The sequence below is a fragment of the Listeria immobilis genome (assembly GCF_014322845.1).
In the GTDB taxonomy this organism is placed as follows: Bacteria; Bacillota; Bacilli; order Lactobacillales; family Listeriaceae; genus Listeria; species Listeria immobilis.
In genome coordinates, this window is record NZ_JAASUA010000011.1 from 1 (window position 1) to 17,576 (window position 17,576).

Consider the following 17,576-nt stretch of genomic DNA (forward strand, 5'->3'; position numbering starts at 1 on the left):
AACACGGTAGTTAAGCTTCTCTGCGCCAATGGTAGTTGGGGGCTTCCCCCTGCGAGAGTAGGTCGCTGCCGGGCAATTAAAAAAGTCCTAATTATTTAGGACTTTTTTTGTGTATAAAAAAGATAAATAAATTGCTAATAGGTAGGGAAATCTAGTATAATTAAAGTCAAAAATAGTCAAAGTCAGTGATTTGGAAAATACAGAAAGGAGAACCTTATAATGAAAAATATTTCTGATATTATAGAAGCATATTTAAAACAAGTTTTGGAGTCTAGTGAAGCTGTCGAAATTAAAAGAAGTGAGATAGCTGATAAATTTGAATGTGTTCCATCACAGATTAACTATGTTATCAATACTAGGTTTACAATGGAGCGTGGATATATTGTTGAAAGTAAACGTGGTGGTGGTGGATATATTCGAATTATCAAAGTTAAAATGAATGATAAACTACAATTATTAGAAGCTATTATATCTATGGTTCATGATAAAAAGGTATCTCAATCTTTCTCTGAAGATGTTATTTTAAGATTACTTGAGGAAGATGTTATAACGAAAAAAGAAGCGAGATTGATGGTAGCGGCATTAGATCGTGAAGTTTTAATTTTACCTTTGCCAGATCGAGATGTTTTACGGAGCAGGATACTAGAAGCGATGTTGGTTGCTTTGAAATATGATTAGGGTGTGATAACTTATGATATGTCAAAAATGTGGGGAAAATAAGGCGGTTATTGCACTTCAGCAGTTAAATGATTCTGGAAAAGTAGAATCTCTATATTTGTGTGAGAATTGTGCTGCCGACGAAGCTCTTGCCTCAGAGAAAGACTTGGTTAAGGCGATGGATACGTTTAGTGAAGTTGCTTTGGATTTTTTAGCTCTTTTACAAAAAGAGGAGACTGCGCAGAAAGAAGTAGCTTGTAAAAATTGTAAGTTGACTTTTGAAGAGTTTTTGCAAACTAATCGCGTTGGATGTGAGGAATGTTACGCTGCTTTTCAGTCTCAATTGGTGCCGATTATTGGACGCGTGCAAAATGGTTATACAAAGCATATCGGGAAAGTTCCAAAAGAAATTGAGCGAGCAGCAGGTGTGCAAAATGAAATTATACTTCTTCAAGAGAAGTTAAATCAATTGATTAAGAATGAAGAGTTTGAAGATGCCGCAATTGTGCGAGATAAAATTCGAGCTTTGAAGGCTGGAGGTGAGGATAAATGAATGTATTTGAACCTCGGCTTAGTTCTTGGTTAGAAAATGATGGAGATGACGATGACGTAGTGCTTAGTTCACGGATTAGGCTTGCCAGGAATTTGCAAAATGAACAATTTCCAATTTATGAGCAAAAGGAAGAAGTTATTAGTAAGATTGCAACAGCTTTTGATGATAATTTCACTTTGTATAAGATGAATGCTATTTCTCAGCTTGAAAAGGCTCTTTTAGTGGAAAAGCATTTAATTAGTCCTTATTTAATGAATAAGAGTCAGCATGGAGCAGTTCTTTTAAATGAAGAAGAGAATGTTAGTATTATGTTAAATGAAGAGGATCACTTGCGAATTCAGTGTATGACTCCTGGACTTAGGTTGTTTGATGCACTAGAGGCGGCACTGCAAATTGATGAGTATGTGGAAGGGAAACTAACGTATGCTTTTGATAAACAGTTTGGGTATTTGACTAGTTGTGTAACGAATATTGGGACTGGGATGCGAGCTTCAGTCATGGTTCATTTGCCAGGGCTAGTTACGACTAAAAGAATTAAAAATGTGGTTGAAGCGATTAGGAGTCTTGGTTTTGTGGTAAGAGGTATATACGGGGAAGGTAGTATGCCCGCGAGTAATATCTTCCAAGTGTCTAATCAAGTGACGCTTGGAAAAACAGAAACGGAAATTGTGGAAGATTTGACTCAAGTAATGGAACAGATTATTATGCAAGAACGTGTGGCGAGAACAACTTTAAAACAAAAGTTTCATATTGCGCTGGAAGACCGAGTTTTTAGGTCATATGGGTTATTGAAAAATTGTCGAATTATATCTATCCAAGAAGCTTCTGATGCTATTTCTGATATTCGGCTAGGGGTGGAATTAGGGTTTTTCGAGCATATTTCTCGCCAAAAAATGAACGAATTGGTACTATTTTCGCAACCAGCATTTTTAAGAAGAGAAGCAGGGCGAAATATGGATGCTTTAGAAGAAAAAGTAATACGAGCCAAAGTGATTCGCGAGATTTTGGGCGATAATTGATTAGGCTGATGATAAGGAGGAAACAACAATGATGTTTGGACGTTTTACACAGAGAGCTCAGAAAGTACTCGCTTTGTCACAAGAAGAGGCAATGCGTTTAAATCATAGTAATTTAGGTACGGAACATATATTGCTTGGACTTGTAAGAGAAGGCGAAGGGATTGCTGCAAAAGCTCTTTATGAACTTGGGATTAGTTCTGAAAAAGTTCAGCAAGAGGTAGAAGGCTTAATCGGACATGGTGATAAGGCAGTGACAACAATTCAATATACTCCTCGCGCTAAAAAGGTGATTGAACTTTCAATGGACGAGGCTCGTAAACTTGGACATACGTATGTAGGAACAGAACATATTCTATTAGGGCTTATTCGGGAAGGTGAAGGAGTTGCGGCTCGGGTATTAAGTAATCTTGGTATAAGTTTGAATAAGGCTAGACAACAAGTACTGCAACTACTTGGTGGTGGTGATGCTACTGGGGCTGGAAGACAGACAAATACGCAAGCAACACCGACATTAGATAGTTTAGCTCGTGATTTGACTGTGATTGCTCGTGAGGATAATTTGGATCCGGTCATTGGCCGCTCTAAAGAAATTCAACGTGTGATTGAAGTGTTAAGTCGTCGAACAAAAAATAATCCAGTTCTTATTGGTGAGCCAGGTGTGGGTAAAACAGCTATTGCAGAAGGTCTAGCGCAGCAAATTGTCCGCAATGAAGTTCCGGAAACGTTACGTGGAAAACGTGTAATGACACTTGATATGGGGACTGTTGTCGCAGGAACTAAATATCGTGGTGAGTTTGAAGATCGATTGAAAAAAGTAATGGATGAAATTCGTCAAGCTGGAAATGTTATTTTATTTATTGATGAGCTTCATACACTAATTGGTGCAGGTGGGGCAGAAGGAGCGATTGATGCTTCTAATATTTTGAAACCACCGCTAGCTCGTGGCGAGTTGCAATGTATTGGTGCAACAACACTGGATGAATACCGGAAATATATCGAAAAAGATGCGGCACTTGAAAGACGTTTCCAACCAATTAAAGTAGATGAACCTACTGTTGAAGAGTCTATCCAAATTCTGCATGGTTTGCGTGATCGTTATGAAGCGCATCATCGTGTGGCAATTACAGATGAAGCTCTTGATGCAGCAGTTCGTTTATCGGATCGCTATATTTCTGATCGTTTTTTACCAGATAAAGCGATTGATGTAATTGATGAAGCAGGTTCTAAAGTTCGCTTGAAATCTTTTACAACACCTAAAAATGTGAAAGAAATGGAAGCAAATTTAACTGATTTGAAGAAAGAAAAAGATGCAGCTGTTCAAGGACAAGAGTTTGAAAAAGCAGCAGCATTAAGAGATAAAGAGCATAAACTTAAAAAATCTTTAGAAGAAACGAAAGCTAATTGGCAAGAAAAACAAGGACTTGATCATAGTGAAGTAACAGAGGACATAGTTGCGGAAGTTGTGGCAAGTTGGACAGGAATTCCAGTTGCAAAACTTGCTGAAACGGAGACCAATAAATTACTCCATATGGAAAAACTTTTACATGAGCGGGTAATTGGTCAAGATGCAGCAGTCAAAGCAGTATCACTAGCTGTTCGTCGGGCTCGTGCCGGTCTTAAAGATCCAAAACGTCCAATTGGTTCCTTTATTTTCCTTGGACCAACTGGTGTCGGAAAAACGGAACTTGCTCGTGCGCTTGCAGAGTCTATGTTTGGTGATGAGGACTCTATGATTCGAATTGATATGTCAGAGTATATGGAGAAATTTTCGACTGCTCGTTTAGTTGGGGCTCCTCCTGGTTATGTTGGTTATGAAGAAGGAGGACAATTAACCGAGAAAGTGCGCCAAAAGCCTTATTCTGTAGTGCTTTTAGATGAAATAGAAAAAGCGCATCCCGATGTATTTAATATGTTGCTTCAAGTGCTTGATGATGGACGTTTAACCGATTCTAAAGGCAGAGTGGTTGATTTTAGAAATACTGTAATCATTATGACTTCCAACATTGGTGCGCAAGAAATGAAACAAGATAAATCAATGGGCTTTAATGTAATAGATCCATTAAAAGACCATAAAGCAATGGAACATCGTGTGTTGCAAGATTTAAAACAAGCTTTCCGTCCAGAATTTATTAACCGTATTGATGAAACCATCGTGTTCCATTCTCTTCAAGAAAAAGAATTGAAACAAATTGTAACGCTTCTTACAGCACAATTAACAAAACGCCTAGCTGAACGTGATATTCATGTGAAGTTAACAGAAGGTGCTAAAGCTAAAATTGCAAAAGATGGTTATGATCCAGAATACGGAGCGCGTCCTTTGAAACGAGCTATTCAAAAAGAAGTGGAAGATATGCTTTCAGAAGAATTGCTTCGTGGTAATATTAAAGTAGGCGATACAATTGAAATTGGGGTAAAAGATGGTAAACTTGAAGTGAGACAAAAAACAGCTCCTAAAAAGAAAACAGCACCAAAAAAAGTTAAAACAAAATAAAATAATAGAACCTTTCCTGAACAATAGGAAAGGTTTTTTATGGGTTGAAAATAGCGAATATGCTTCTAAAATATGAATTTGGCTAAAAGGCTTAACGCGAACAGATGATCTGTGGTAAAATGAAGCATATGTATGGAGGGGTGTAGAAATGGCTAAGGCAAAAAGGACGACCAAATTTGTATGTCAGGCATGTGGATATGAATCGCCAAAATGGATGGGGAAATGTCCGAATTGCAATGAGTGGAATCAGATGGTGGAAGCACTCGAACCATCAAAGAAATCACGTTCAGCTTTTAATCATACAGGAGAAGCAGCAAAAGCAACGCCAATTACGCAAATTGCAAGTGAAGAACAGAAGCGTGTAGAAACTCGTATGCCAGAGTTAAACCGAGTACTTGGTGGTGGGGTTGTTCCTGGTTCCATGGTTCTTGTTGGTGGAGATCCCGGAATAGGTAAATCGACACTCTTGCTTCAAGTATCGGCACAGCTGACACTTACCAATAAAAAAGTGCTATATATTTCTGGAGAAGAATCTATCAAACAAACAAAACTTCGAGCAGAGCGCTTGCAAGTTTCGGGTGATAATTTGTATGTTTATGCTGAAACAAATTTAGAAGCAGTGCAAGAAACAATTGATTTTGTAAAACCAGATTTTGTTGTCATTGACTCTATTCAAACGGTGTATCATCCAGATGTGACTAGTGCAGCGGGTAGCGTATCACAGGTTCGTGAATGTACAGCGGCTTTAATGAGAATTGCTAAAATGCAAAATATTGCTATTTTTATAGTAGGTCATGTAACCAAAGAAGGTGCTATTGCAGGACCACGTTTACTTGAACACATGGTAGATACAGTGCTTTATTTTGAAGGAGAGCGCCATCATGCTTACCGAATTTTACGCGCTGTGAAGAACCGCTTTGGGTCAACAAATGAAATTGGTATTTTTGAAATGCGTGATGTAGGACTTGTTGAAGTTGCTAACCCATCAGAAGTTTTTCTGGAAGAACGTTTAGAAGGAGCATCAGGATCGACCGTTGTTGCATCCATGGAAGGAACGCGTCCTGTACTTGTCGAAATTCAAGCCCTTGTTTCGCCAACGATGTTTGGTAATGCCAAACGAATGGCGACTGGAATTGATTATAATAAAGTATCATTAATTATGGCTGTTTTGGAAAAAAGAGTGGGATTAATGTTGCAAAACCAAGATGCATATTTAAAAGCAGCGGGTGGCGTTAAATTAGATGAACCGGCTGTAGATTTGGCTGTTGCGGTTAGTGTGGCATCAAGTTACCGAGATAAACCAACAAAAAGTACAGATTGCTTTATTGGTGAACTTGGCTTAACAGGAGAAATTCGCCGAGTTGCAAGAATTGAACAGCGAGTACAAGAAGCGGCAAAACTTGGCTTCAAACGTATTTTTATTCCAAAAAATAATGAAGGAGCATGGAAGATTCCAAAAGACGTTCAAGTAGTTGGCGTAGAAACGATTGGAGAAGCTTTAAAGAAGGCTTTACCTGATTGAAATTAAATACTTTGGCGATTCCGTGAGTACTATTTGCGGTATCGTCTTTTAATAGTGTAAAATAGTGCTATATGTATGTTTGTTAATAGCTCAAATATACTTATAAATTTAGAAATGGAAAGGGGGAGACTAAATGCTTACATGGGTAATTCGAGTATGTTTTTTAATTCTTGGCGGGACTACGGGAGTCTTTTCATTGCCAATGCTTTGGATGAAACTAGGAATAGGACATATTCTGCTAATTAATAATCCTTATACTAATGCTCTGATTGGTGCACTTATATTTTATCTTATTACTTTTTGGGCGGTGAAATATGTAGAAGCCGCACTTAATTGGTTAGAGGAAAAATTAGCTAAAATTGCTATTGCCACACTTGTTTATGGTGGTTTTGGTTTGTTTGTCGGTTTAGTTATTGCTTTTTTCGCAAGCAATGCGCTAAGTCAAACAAATATTCCACTTTTGAATTCAGTAGTACCAGTAATTTTAACATTAGTGCTTGGATATTTAGGATTCCGGATTGGGATAAGTCGTCGTAATGAATTTGGTAATTTTGTTAACAACAGAAACGCGAAGAAGAAGACACCTGAAGAAGAAATTACAGAGGGAAGAGCTAAAAAAACTTATAAAATATTGGATACGAGTGTTATTATTGATGGACGTATTGCGGATATTTTAACAACAGGATTTTTAGATGGAACGGTAGTTATTCCACTTTTTGTTTTGGCTGAACTTCAACATATTGCGGATTCTTCAGACACGCTTAAACGTACAAGAGGTCGTCGAGGTTTAGATATTTTAAATCGAATTCAAAAAGACGAGTCTATTCAGGTAGAAATGTACGAAGGTGATTTTGAAGATACGCCTGAAGTAGATAGTAAACTTGTGAAACTTGCCAAAGAAATGGGCGGAATCGTTGTAACTAATGATTATAATTTAAATAAAGTATGTGAATTTCAAAATGTACCAGTTTTAAATATTAATGATTTAGCGAATGCTGTAAAACCTGTTGTGTTACCTGGAGAAAAAATGACGGTTCTTATGGTGAAAGATGGAAAAGAGCATAATCAAGGTGTTGCATATTTAGATGATGGAACAATGATTGTTGTGGAAGACGGTCGTAAATTTATTAATGAAACTATTCAAGTAGAAGTAACTAGTGTGCTTCAAACATCAGCAGGAAGAATGATCTTTGCTAAACCATCCTGATGGGAAGGAGCAAATAGGCATGCACTATGAGCTAGTTTTTTTAGCAGCAGGACAAGGCAAACGAATGAACGCAAAGCAAAATAAAATGTGGTTAGATCTAGTGGGTGAGCCAATATTTATTCATGCACTACGCCCTTTTTTAGCAGATAGTCGTTGTTCAAAAGTGATTGTTGTATGCCAAGAAGCAGAAAAAAAGCAGGTACAAAATTGGATGCAGCAGTTAGGTGTAACGGAAGACTGCATTGAAATTGTAAAAGGTGGAAGTGAACGTCAATATAGTGTGGCAGCAGGACTTGAACATTGTGGAACGGAGAATGTAGTACTCGTACATGATGGAGCGAGACCATTTGTAACGCTGGACATTATTGATCGCTTACTTGAAGGTGTGAAAGCGAATAAAGCTGCTATTTGTGCAGTGAAAGTTAAGGATACGGTGAAACGAGTTGCAGCCAATATTGTACAGGAAACCGTCGATCGGGAAAATCTTTGGCAAGTACAAACTCCACAAGCTTTTGAATTATCACTTTTACGGCAAGCACATCAACTAGCTAAGAAAGAAGAATTTCTTGGTACGGATGAGGCGAGCTTGGTTGAACGAATACCTTTTTCGGTTTCAATTGTTCCGGGGAGCTATTATAATATTAAACTAACCACACCAGAAGATATGCCGCTAGCAAAGGCTATCTTAGGAGAACTTACTAAAACGAGCAAAAAATAAATCTATATTTTGAGCATATTTGAAGGAGTGAATAATTGTGAGTGAAACAAAACGTGTGCGTGTACGCTATGCACCAAGTCCAACTGGATTCTTGCATATTGGAAATGCGCGTACAGCCTTATTTAACTATTTATTTGCAAGACATAACGATGGAGACTTTATTATCCGCATTGAAGACACTGATGCTAAACGTAATGTGGCAGATGGGGAAGAAAGCCAAATGAAAAATCTCAAATGGCTTGGCATGGACTGGGATGAAGGTGTTGATGTTCCAGGTAAATATGGACCCTACCGTCAATCGGAACGTCAATCCATTTATGAACCACTTATTCAAAAACTTTTGGATGAAGATTTAGCTTATAAATGTTATTGTACAGAAGATGAATTAGAAGCTGAGCGTGAGAAGCAAAAAGCGAATGGAGAAATGCCTCGCTATAGCGGTAAATGCCGTCATTTAACAAAAGAACAACAAGCCGAAAAAGAAGCGGAAGGACTTAAACCGAGTATTCGCTTTAAGATACCTGCAAATGAAACAATTACTTTTAACGATATGGTAAAAGATGATGTTTCTTTTGAATCAAATGGTATTGGAGACTTTGTTATTGCGAAAAAAGATGGTATTCCAACATATAATTTTGCAGTAGCTGTAGACGATCATTTAATGGAAATCTCTCATGTGCTTCGTGGTGATGACCATATTTCTAATACACCAAAGCAACTACTTATTTATAATGCTTTTGGTTGGGAGCCGCCAATTTTTGGACATATGACACTTATTGTGAATGAAAGCAGACGTAAATTATCTAAACGCGATGGCTCAATTATTCAATTTATTGAACAATATCGTGATCTTGGATATTTACCAGAAGCGTTATTTAATTTTATTGCAATGCTTGGTTGGTCACCAGAAGGCGAAGAAGAAATTTTCTCCAAAGATGAATTCATCAAAATATTTGATCCGAAGCGTCTATCCAAGTCGCCGGCATTATTTGATAAAGTTAAATTAACATGGATGAACAACCAATACGTGAAAAAATTACCGCTTAATGATGTAGTAGAGCTTTCTTTACCGCATTTACAAAAAGCCGGAGTGGTTTCTACGGAGTTAAACCAAGAAGAACTTAATTGGGTGCACAAATTAGTTTCACTTTATCATGAACAAATGAGTTTTGGTGCAGAAATCGTACCACTTTCAGAAATGTTCTTTGCAGATGCAGATTCCATCACTTTTGATGCGGAGGAAAAAGCGGCTCTTGCAGAAGAAACTGTTCCAACGGTTATTTCAGCTTTCAAAAAAGAAATAGAAACACTAGAAGTTTTAGAAGCTGCAGAAGTAAAAGCTGCAATTAAACGTGTTCAAAAAGAAACTGGTGTCAAAGGTAAAGGTTTATTTATGCCAATTCGAATTGTAACAACTGGCGAAATGCATGGTCCTGAATTGCCGCTTGCTATTGAAGTGCTTGGACTTGAAAAAGTAGTTAATCGATTAGACACTTGGTTAAAAAATAATTAAGCTTTTTATAACAGTCCCTCGTAACAAAGATGCTATCTATGTTGCGAGGTTTTTTTATATTTCAAAAATAGTTATTTGCTCAAACTATGACTAATTTTGATATAAAATGACACAAATTCTTGAGTTTATAGGATAGAGAATATATACTAAGGTGAGCGAATGTATCATCTATTCGGTGGAAGGAATGCTTAAATTTACTAGCTAACATTTTTTATGAATTAATTTTAGGTTAGGGGGAGTAAGAGTGCTAGCTAAAGAACGCTTACTATACATACTAAAAAGGCTACATGATCAACCATCTATTTCGGTTACCGATTTGTGTAAAGAGCTTGGAGTGTCAAAGTCTACTATCCAGCGGGATCTTAAAGTGCTTGAACAAGATGGAAAAGTTGACCGAGCAAGAGGTGGAGCCATTCAAAAAAATTTTGATGAAACAATGAGTGACTTTACGGAAGTTCCTGTTTTAGATAAATTGGGTGTGAATATTAAAGAAAAGCAAGCTGTTTGTAGGGAAGCTGCTCAAATGATTAATGATGGAGACTTGATTTTTTTAGATTCAGGAACTACTCCCGTTCAACTACTTCCATATTTGCAAAATAAAAGAATTAAAGTGGTGACAAATAGCTTTTTCCTTTTATCGCGCATGTCTATTCCAAATGGGAGTATTTATATGCTTGGTGGAGCGTATAATCCCAAATATGAAACTTGTTACGGGCCAAGCACTATCGAACAGATTAAAGAATTTAGATTTGATAAAGTTTTTATTGGTGCAAATGGTGTTGATTTAGATTTAGGTGAAGTTTATGCTAGTGAATTTGAAGTGGGTGCTTTAAAGAAAGCTGTAATGGAAAGATGTAAGCACTCGTATTTATTGGTAGATCATTCTAAATTTTCTTTAACGGGAATAAGTACTTTTGGTTATTTAGATCAATTTGAAAAAATATTTGTAGATGAGTTTCCAGCTGATAAGAAGAACCATAAGAATATTGTGATTTCTAAATAAAAAAAGATGGAAAGGCGAATTTAATTCCTTTCCATCTTTTTTTTAGGAGATTTTACAATGAATACCATAGGAAGTAAATATCTTTTTATGTGGAAGCAGGTCGTTAGCGCTTAATTGTGGTGTATTCATAAACTCGTATTCTCGGTCTAAAAATCTATACTTACTTTTGCCAAATTGATGGAATGGAAGTAATTCAACTGTTTGAATCCGAAGTGAGCTTAGTAATAGCGCGAATTGTTCTGAATCAGCAAGAGAGTCATTATAGCCAGGAATAATGGGTATTCGTAACAGCATTTCATTGCCAGAAGAGATAGCTAATTTTAGATTCTCAATTATTGGCTCTAGTTTTACGCCTGTTTTTTCTCTATGTTTATCGCTGTTATAATGTTTGATGTCCATAATGAGTAGGTCCACGTTTTCTAATAATAATAAAAATTTCTTTTTGGAGGAATACGCTGAAGTCTCGCAAGCTGTGTGTATTCCTTTTTGTTTGCATTTTTTTAGAAGATTAATAACAAAAGGTAATTGGGCTAAAACCTCGCCACCTGTTACAGTAACCCCACCGCCAGACTCTGTATAATAATCTATATCTTTTTGAACCTCAGCTATTACTTCATCTACTGAAAAATACTCCCCGGTAATTACCTTGCTCTTTTTACTATTATCCCACATCCATTCAGGTAAATGCTTTTGGGATTCAGGGTTAGAACACCATGTACATTGTAGTGGGCAGCCTTTAAAAAAGACAGTTGTTCGAATTCCAGGACCGTCATGGATACTAAATCGTTGAATGTTAAAGATGCATCCTTTAGTATCAACCATTTTAATCACGCCTTTCTGCTATCAATATATAACTTATGCTTAGTATAACTGTAAAACTTAAGAAAATAAAGGTCAAAATGACTTATTTTGAATTAAATTGAGATATTATTTTAGGGTTGAGTTTTCAAAAGGGTGAATCAAGCTGTATAGATGCATATGGATGAGTTGCGACAACGCTTTTTGGCAAGAACTGCACAGGGATTTGACAGCGATGGAAATTAATTTTTGTTAGATAAATAAATGGTTTCGACACTTATTTCGAGTTATTATGATTAAAAATGATTCAAAAAGACTTGAAAAGATTTTTTGAAGGTGATATACTGAACAAAGATTATGAAAGGGCATTCATAGCTGCTGCCATTGACACGAAGAAGCTGTTTTGGATTAGAGGTTTATGATTGTATTTGAATAAGTCTGGTGAAAAATTCATTAAGAAAAATCAACTAAGGAGAGAAGTGCATGAAAACTAGTAATCAAAAAAACAGAGCCTTATTAGAATCATTAAAAGGTGGTTTGGTTGTTTCTTGCCAAACACAAAAGGATGAACCGATTTACACAGATGACATGGTAGTGAAAATGGCTGAGTCAGCAAAATGGGCGGGGGCAGTAGGTATTAGAGCAAATTCGCCTGAACAAATTCGTTTAATTAAAGAAAAAGTTGATTTGCCAATTATTGGACTTTGGAAAATTTGGCATGATGATACGGATGTATTTATTACTCCAACATTACAAGCTTGCAAAGACATTTGGGAAGCTGGTGCAGATATTATTGCTTTGGACTGCACTGGTCAAACAACGCATGAGGGAACGATTGCTTGGGATTTATTACCAATTGTGAAACGAGAAATTCCGGATGCACCTATTTTTGCGGATGTATCAAACTATGAAGAAGCAAGACGAGCGATTGATAATGGTGCGGATATTGTTGCGCCAACTTTGTATGGATACACAGAAGAAACAAAGCATATTGAAGAGCCTGATTTTAGAGAATTTGCCAGAATGTGCCGTGATTTTAAAGACGAAGCATACGTCATGATGGAAGGTCATATCTATACACCGGAAGATGCGATGAAAGTTTTATATCTAGGAGCGCATTCAGTAGTTGTAGGAAGCGCGATTACGAGACCGCATTATATTGCTAAAAGATTTGTTGATTTGTTAGGAGGTTATCAAGACAATTGGCGAGATGCTGAAAGGAGTAAACATTAAAATGAAAAAAAACAATATTGCAGGAGTTCAAAATGTAGAAGTTAGTATCAAATTGCCAAGTGAGAAAACGCTACATGAACAATTGGCGATAATGGAAGAATATACTCGTGTGCATAAGGCGTCAAAAGATTTATCTAAAGAAAAAAGAGAAATCAATTGTCTAAAAGTTATTTATCCAACTTTGTTTAGAAGTGTTGAAGAACAAGATTTGCTAGCGGGGCGTTTGGATTTCTTACCAATTGGTTTTGGTTGTGTTACTTCGCTAGGTGGAGTTGGACATTATTGTGTGTTTGATAAATTACTAAAATTTCGTGAAGAGCTTCCTTCTGCGGAAGATAAGATGCGCGTTGATGAAATGTACGCTTACTGGGAAAAAAATGATGTTAAAGCGCTTTATTGTAAAGATGTGTTGACAGAAGATACGGTAGGGCGATTTATTGATTGCGATTTTCCTTTGATGGCGACTGCTAGACTAAGTGGGATGATGCTTGATTATCCAAAACTTTTAGAAAATGGTATCGAAGGTTTAAAAACGTTAATAAAAGCAAAACAAGTCAAATCTAGTAATAATGAATTTCTTGCTGCAGCTATTGAATCGTTGGAATTATACCAAAGCGTTGTTGACTTTGAGCGGGAATTAGTTCAAAAAGCGATGCATGGAGCGTCTGCTGAGCGACAAAAACAACTTGAGTTAATGGATCGAGATTTAGCAGTTATTCGTAATGAAAAACCTAAAACTTTTCATCAAGCATTACAAATGGTTTGGTTATACGCGTTACTTGCTGGGTGTATAAATTATGGCAGATTAGATGATTATCTTGGCCCATATTTGAAAAATGATTTGGATAAAGGGGTTATAAATGAAGCAGATGCCTTTGATTATCTAAAATCTCTTTGGAATCTAATTGAAAACCGAAGAACTACAGTTAATGGTCGAATTATTGTGGGGGGATACGGTAGGAAGAATCCAGAAGCGGCAGATGTTTTTGCTAAAATTGCAATGAAAGTAACGCAAAAATGTAATTATGTAGAGCCTCAATTCACACTAAGATTTAATAAGGATACGCCAGAAGAAATCATGGATATGGCTTATGATTGCATTGGTACTGGAGCGACCTATCCGACACTTTATAATGATGAAGTCAATGTTCCGGCTGTTATGTATGCAATGCGTGTTGACCGAGAAACGGCAGAACAATATGTCCCGTTTGGATGTGGGGAGTTTGTTATTCAAGGGCAGAGTGTTGGGACTCCGAATACATTACTTAATTTAGTGAAGTTGCTAAATATAACATTGAATAATGGAATAGATCCAATGGATGGAGTAAAAAAAGCCGGTCCCGTTTCTATAAAAGATATAAGTGAGTTTCATACCTTTGATGATTTATATGATAATTATAAAGAATTGTTAGACTACTATTTTGATCTTTCAGTAGATGCGCAATATTATAGCTACGAACTTATGAATCAAGAAGTCTCGTTTTTATTCGCTAGTATCCTAATGGACGATTGTATTAGCAGAGGAAAAGCTATTCTAGACGGAGGTATAAAGTATCTAGGCGGAACAAATGAAACTTATGGAAATATAAATGCAAGTGATGCCCTAAGTGCAATTAAAAGCTTGGTTTATGAGCAAAAAAAATATACCTTAGCTGAATTAAACAACGCGGCCCTTCAAAATTTTGAAGGTTATGAACAAATACGTGAAGATTTATGGAACCAAGGCAAATATGGCAACGATCTTAAAGAAGTAGATGAATTGGCAAATGATTTTTATGAATATGTTGCAAAAGGGATTAGAGATAGAGGGATTGAAAAAGGAATGGATTATTATCTAATTGTTATTAGTAATAATCAAACGAATACAGAATGGGGAAGAAGGACTTCTGCTTCCTTAGATGGTCGTTATTCTGGGAAATTTATGAATCCTGCTAATAATCCTCAAGGTGGGGCGGCTATGAGTGGTCCGACAGCTGTATTAAATTCATTGGCTACCTTTGATGCTAAATATCATGGGGGCGCTGTTCAGAATATTAAGTTTACGCCTAACATGTTTAATAAGAATAGGAAACAGATTAAGCATTTATTTAACACTTACTTTAAAAAAGGCGGTTGTCATTTGATGGTAACGATTGTTGATCATGGAGTTTTAGAGGATGCACAAAAACATCCAGAAAAATATCCTAATTTGATAGTAAGAGTTAGTGGGTTTAGTGCGATATTTGTTAACTTAGATAAAGATGTTCAGGATGAATTGCTTAGTCGAACTTTGTACGATGAATAGAGAGTTACACATAAAATAAAATGACTAAATAGATAAATGAGAGAGCAGTATAATTTTAGCTTTGGGAGGAAAAGAAATGTTTATTAGAGTAGATGACAGACTAGTTCATGGTCAAGTGGTAACGGCGTGGATTAAGCAACTTAATGCGAAAAAAATCTTCGTTGTAGATGATTTAGCCGCTAGTAATCCGATTATTTCAAAGGCATTAATTATGGCAACACCGAAACACGTGGAATTGGTTATTAAAAATGTAGAAGATGCAAAAACGAGTATCGCTGAATTAAATGAAGCGGAGACGATGATAATCACCAAAGCTCCAGTAAATGTGAGTGCTTTAGTCGATGCGAATGAGAAGTTTGATTGGACGATAAATGTTGGGAATATCGGGATGGCGAAAGGGCGCGAAAAATATGCGCAAACAGTACATCTGGATGAAGAAAACCTTGCGGCGATTAATAGCTTAAAAACAAAGAGTAACGTTGAAATATTTATGCAAACTGTACCGGGGCAATCAATAAATAAATTTGACTAAGCATCTAGGAGGAAAAAAATGACATTAATACAAGCAATTTTAATAGCCTTATTTGCATATTTGGGTTGGATTGCCAGTCCTTGGTTAGGTGGGCAAGGTATTTCTTATCATGTGTTTGGGAAGCCGCTTGTTGCAGGTTTGATAGTTGGGATTATAATGGGCGATGTAACTAGTGGTGTAATAATTGGAGCAACTATTAATGCTTTATATGTTGGTGCGGTTACCCCTGGTGGAGCTATGTCGTCGGATATAACTTTTGCGGGTTATGTAGGAACTGCTTTAGCGCTATCCACTGGAGTTACGGCAGAAATGGCGGTATCCATCGCTGTTCCATTAGGTTTGATAGGGACATTTGTTTGGCAATTATTTGCAACTATTAACTCTGTTTTAGTACATAAGACAGATGATTATGCAGCGCAAGGAGATGTGGCAAAACTTACATTTATGACAATTGGCTTGCCTCAAATTATTGCGTTTGTTTTAAGGTTTTTCCCGGCGTTTTTAGTACTTTACTTCGGGGCTTCAGCTGCTTCGGACATTGTTCAATATATTCCAGATTGGTTAACTAATATCATTACGGTTATTGGTGGCATGTTACCTGCTTTAGGTATGGCTGTACTATTGAAAATGTTGCTAACAACTCGATCTTTAATGGGATATTTTATTGTTGGCTTTATAGCGGTAACAGCATTAAAACTTCCTATCTTTACTATCGCAGTTATTGGAACTGCATTAGCAATGATTAGTTTCCTCAATAAACCAAAAGGAGAGTATGCAGATGTCGACTAATTCAAAAACGGATAAAGTGGAAGTTACTAAAAAAGATATTTACAAAGTTGGTCTTCGTTGGTTGATGTCTAACACTTCTGCTTGGAACTGGGAAAGAATGCAAAATGTAGCTTTTGCTTGGAGTATGGTTCCAGTATTGAAAAAAGTAACCAATGGAAGTAAAGAAGAAATGGGTGAAGCTTTAACAAGGCATATGAATTTCTTCAATACAGAACCGACAATTGGAGCGCCTTTAGTAGGGTCTGTTGCTGCGATGGAGGTTTCTAAAGCGAACGGGGAAGATATTCCAGATGATGTCTTTAATGCGATTAAATCTGGGCTAATGGGCCCGATGGCGGCGTTAGGGGATTCTCTATTTGCAAGTACAGGAAATGCATTATTGTTGAGTTTTGGAATGGGGTTAGCTTTAGATGGTAACGTACTAGGGCCGATTATTTTCTTAGTTGGATGGACAGCGATTACACTTGGTTTTTCTATGTGGGGTGTTCAATTTGGCTTCCGTGAAGGAATGAAAATAATGGATTCAGCCATTTTCTCTTCAGCTATGATTCAAAAAGTAACAGCTTTCTTGTCTATTTTGGGTTTAACGGTAGTTGGCGGATTATCAGCCCAATTTGTTTCTTTGTCAACATCTATCACATGGACTAGTGGGGAAAGTACTACAAAGCTGCAAGAAATATTAGATGGCTTGATGCCGGGCTTGCTACCTTTTGTATTGGTCTTGGTTGTTTGGTATTTGCATGATAAGAAACAAGTTTCCGTGATGAAGTTATTAGTGCTGTTAATTGGTGTCGGAACAGTGGGTTCACTTTTACACATATTCTAATTGGAGGTTTTGTATGGAAAACAACATGAGCAACATCATTGTGATGACACATGGTGAATTTGCAGAAGGTATTGTTAAATCGGCAGAAATGATCATCGGACAACAAAAGAATTTAAAATCTGTCACATTTCATCCGGAAATGTGTTTAGATAGTTTGGTTTTAGAGTTTAAATCTAAAATGAAGGAATTTGATAATGATAACCCGTGTTTAATTTTTGTTGATCTTTTTGGGGGATCGCCGTCTAATGCGGTAGCGATACTTCTAGCAGAAAATTACGATATACAAGCAGTTGCGGGAGTTAATTTACCAATGCTTTTAGAGGTCTTAGGAGGAAGGTCCATTTTTCCAATTGATATGTTGGTTAAACAGGCGGAGATGGCTGGAACAGAAGGCGTCGTAAATATTGTTAAACGGTTTTTGGAAGATTAAC

At 36.8% G+C, this 17,576-nt stretch carries 16 protein-coding genes and 1 rRNA gene; 16 read left to right on the plus strand and 1 reads right to left on the minus strand.

Annotated features, from left to right (window positions below):
- The 10 genes from rrf to HCJ45_RS12335 all read left to right on the plus strand — a co-directional run.
- Nucleotides 1-74 (plus strand): 5S ribosomal RNA (gene rrf / locus HCJ45_RS15175); the annotation flags it as partial.
- Between the two features lie 145 nt (nucleotides 75-219).
- Nucleotides 220-678 carry a CtsR family transcriptional regulator gene (locus HCJ45_RS12295; RefSeq protein WP_003718316.1) on the plus strand — a complete coding sequence of 153 codons (459 nt, stop codon included), beginning with the start codon at nucleotides 220-222 and terminating at the stop codon, nucleotides 676-678.
- Nucleotides 679-691: 13 nt separating this feature from the next.
- The gene (locus HCJ45_RS12300; RefSeq protein WP_187124998.1) at nucleotides 692-1,210 is read left to right on the plus strand and encodes a UvrB/UvrC motif-containing protein; all 519 of its coding nucleotides are present in this window, start codon (nucleotides 692-694) and stop codon (nucleotides 1,208-1,210) included.
- Complete coding sequence (locus HCJ45_RS12305; protein WP_187124999.1) at nucleotides 1,207-2,229, plus strand: protein arginine kinase; 1,023 nt, start codon at nucleotides 1,207-1,209, stop codon at nucleotides 2,227-2,229. Before HCJ45_RS12300 ends, HCJ45_RS12305 begins: the two co-directional genes overlap by 4 nt.
- Before the next feature lie 28 nt (nucleotides 2,230-2,257).
- Nucleotides 2,258-4,720 carry an ATP-dependent Clp protease ATP-binding subunit gene (locus HCJ45_RS12310; RefSeq protein WP_185346934.1) on the plus strand — a complete coding sequence of 821 codons (2,463 nt, stop codon included), beginning with the start codon at nucleotides 2,258-2,260 and terminating at the stop codon, nucleotides 4,718-4,720.
- Nucleotides 4,721-4,868: 148 nt separating this feature from the next.
- A complete protein-coding gene (gene radA, locus HCJ45_RS12315) occupies nucleotides 4,869-6,242 on the plus strand; it encodes a DNA repair protein RadA (protein ID WP_187125000.1) in 1,374 nt (457 codons plus the stop codon).
- Nucleotides 6,243-6,375: 133 nt separating this feature from the next.
- Nucleotides 6,376-7,449 (plus strand): PIN/TRAM domain-containing protein, encoded by a 1,074-nt coding sequence (locus HCJ45_RS12320; protein ID WP_187125001.1) that lies wholly within the window; start codon nucleotides 6,376-6,378, stop codon nucleotides 7,447-7,449.
- Nucleotides 7,450-7,468: 19 nt separating this feature from the next.
- The gene (ispD, locus tag HCJ45_RS12325; RefSeq protein WP_187125002.1) at nucleotides 7,469-8,167 is read left to right on the plus strand and encodes a 2-C-methyl-D-erythritol 4-phosphate cytidylyltransferase; all 699 of its coding nucleotides are present in this window, start codon (nucleotides 7,469-7,471) and stop codon (nucleotides 8,165-8,167) included.
- A 37-nt stretch (nucleotides 8,168-8,204) separates the two neighbouring features.
- On the plus strand, nucleotides 8,205-9,680 hold the full coding sequence (gene gltX, locus HCJ45_RS12330) for a glutamate--tRNA ligase (protein ID WP_187125003.1): 1,476 nt from the start codon (nucleotides 8,205-8,207) through the stop codon (nucleotides 9,678-9,680).
- A 244-nt stretch (nucleotides 9,681-9,924) separates the two neighbouring features.
- Nucleotides 9,925-10,683, plus strand: coding sequence for a DeoR family transcriptional regulator (locus tag HCJ45_RS12335; RefSeq protein ID WP_187125004.1), 759 nt, complete (start codon nucleotides 9,925-9,927; stop codon nucleotides 10,681-10,683).
- Between the two features lie 42 nt (nucleotides 10,684-10,725).
- Here the strand turns inward: HCJ45_RS12335 and HCJ45_RS12340 are convergent, their stop codons facing one another.
- Nucleotides 10,726-11,505 (minus strand): glycyl-radical enzyme activating protein, encoded by a 780-nt coding sequence (locus tag HCJ45_RS12340; protein ID WP_187125005.1) that lies wholly within the window; start codon nucleotides 11,503-11,505, stop codon nucleotides 10,726-10,728.
- Between the two features lie 459 nt (nucleotides 11,506-11,964).
- Between HCJ45_RS12340 and HCJ45_RS12345 the strand changes: the two genes are divergently transcribed.
- The 6 genes from HCJ45_RS12345 (at nucleotide 11,965) to HCJ45_RS12370 (ending at nucleotide 17,575) form a co-directional block, all read left to right on the plus strand.
- Nucleotides 11,965-12,714, plus strand: coding sequence for an N-acetylmannosamine-6-phosphate 2-epimerase (locus tag HCJ45_RS12345; protein ID WP_185395449.1), 750 nt, complete (start codon nucleotides 11,965-11,967; stop codon nucleotides 12,712-12,714).
- Between the two features lies 1 nt (nucleotide 12,715).
- Nucleotides 12,716-14,998, plus strand: a complete 2,283-nt coding sequence (locus tag HCJ45_RS12350; protein ID WP_185395450.1) for a pyruvate formate lyase family protein — start codon at nucleotides 12,716-12,718, stop codon at nucleotides 14,996-14,998.
- Between the two features lie 76 nt (nucleotides 14,999-15,074).
- The gene (locus tag HCJ45_RS12355) at nucleotides 15,075-15,530 is read left to right on the plus strand and encodes a PTS sugar transporter subunit IIB (RefSeq protein WP_185395451.1); all 456 of its coding nucleotides are present in this window, start codon (nucleotides 15,075-15,077) and stop codon (nucleotides 15,528-15,530) included.
- Nucleotides 15,531-15,548: 18 nt separating this feature from the next.
- Entirely contained in the window at nucleotides 15,549-16,319 is a 771-nt protein-coding gene (locus HCJ45_RS12360; RefSeq protein WP_185395452.1) for a PTS mannose/fructose/sorbose/N-acetylgalactosamine transporter subunit IIC, read from the plus strand.
- Nucleotides 16,309-17,145: a PTS system mannose/fructose/sorbose family transporter subunit IID gene (locus HCJ45_RS12365; protein ID WP_246456567.1), complete on the plus strand. Its 837-nt coding sequence runs from the start codon at nucleotides 16,309-16,311 to the stop codon at nucleotides 17,143-17,145. Before HCJ45_RS12360 ends, HCJ45_RS12365 begins: the two co-directional genes overlap by 11 nt.
- Before the next feature lie 13 nt (nucleotides 17,146-17,158).
- Nucleotides 17,159-17,575 (plus strand): PTS sugar transporter subunit IIA, encoded by a 417-nt coding sequence (locus tag HCJ45_RS12370; protein WP_185346904.1) that lies wholly within the window; start codon nucleotides 17,159-17,161, stop codon nucleotides 17,573-17,575.
- Nucleotide 17,576 lies beyond the last annotated feature (1 nt).

What these genes read in the sequence shown, in the direction of transcription:
- HCJ45_RS12295 (WP_003718316.1), top strand. Translation starts at nt 220, where the DNA reads ATGAAAAATATTTCTGATATTATAGAAGCATATTTAAAACAAGTTTTG.
- HCJ45_RS12300 (WP_187124998.1), top strand. Translation starts at nt 692, where the DNA reads ATGATATGTCAAAAATGTGGGGAAAATAAGGCGGTTATTGCACTTCAG.
- HCJ45_RS12305 (WP_187124999.1), top strand. Translation starts at nt 1,207, where the DNA reads ATGAATGTATTTGAACCTCGGCTTAGTTCTTGGTTAGAAAATGATGGA.
- HCJ45_RS12310 (WP_185346934.1), top strand. Translation starts at nt 2,258, where the DNA reads ATGATGTTTGGACGTTTTACACAGAGAGCTCAGAAAGTACTCGCTTTG.
- radA (WP_187125000.1), top strand. Translation starts at nt 4,869, where the DNA reads ATGGCTAAGGCAAAAAGGACGACCAAATTTGTATGTCAGGCATGTGGA.
- HCJ45_RS12320 (WP_187125001.1), top strand. Translation starts at nt 6,376, where the DNA reads ATGCTTACATGGGTAATTCGAGTATGTTTTTTAATTCTTGGCGGGACT.
- ispD (WP_187125002.1), top strand. Translation starts at nt 7,469, where the DNA reads ATGCACTATGAGCTAGTTTTTTTAGCAGCAGGACAAGGCAAACGAATG.
- HCJ45_RS12340 (WP_187125005.1), bottom strand. Translation starts at nt 11,505, where the DNA reads ATGGTTGATACTAAAGGATGCATCTTTAACATTCAACGATTTAGTATC.
- HCJ45_RS12345 (WP_185395449.1), top strand. Translation starts at nt 11,965, where the DNA reads ATGAAAACTAGTAATCAAAAAAACAGAGCCTTATTAGAATCATTAAAA.
- HCJ45_RS12350 (WP_185395450.1), top strand. Translation starts at nt 12,716, where the DNA reads ATGAAAAAAAACAATATTGCAGGAGTTCAAAATGTAGAAGTTAGTATC.
- HCJ45_RS12355 (WP_185395451.1), top strand. Translation starts at nt 15,075, where the DNA reads ATGTTTATTAGAGTAGATGACAGACTAGTTCATGGTCAAGTGGTAACG.
- HCJ45_RS12360 (WP_185395452.1), top strand. Translation starts at nt 15,549, where the DNA reads ATGACATTAATACAAGCAATTTTAATAGCCTTATTTGCATATTTGGGT.
- HCJ45_RS12365 (WP_246456567.1), top strand. Translation starts at nt 16,309, where the DNA reads ATGTCGACTAATTCAAAAACGGATAAAGTGGAAGTTACTAAAAAAGAT.
- HCJ45_RS12370 (WP_185346904.1), top strand. Translation starts at nt 17,159, where the DNA reads ATGGAAAACAACATGAGCAACATCATTGTGATGACACATGGTGAATTT.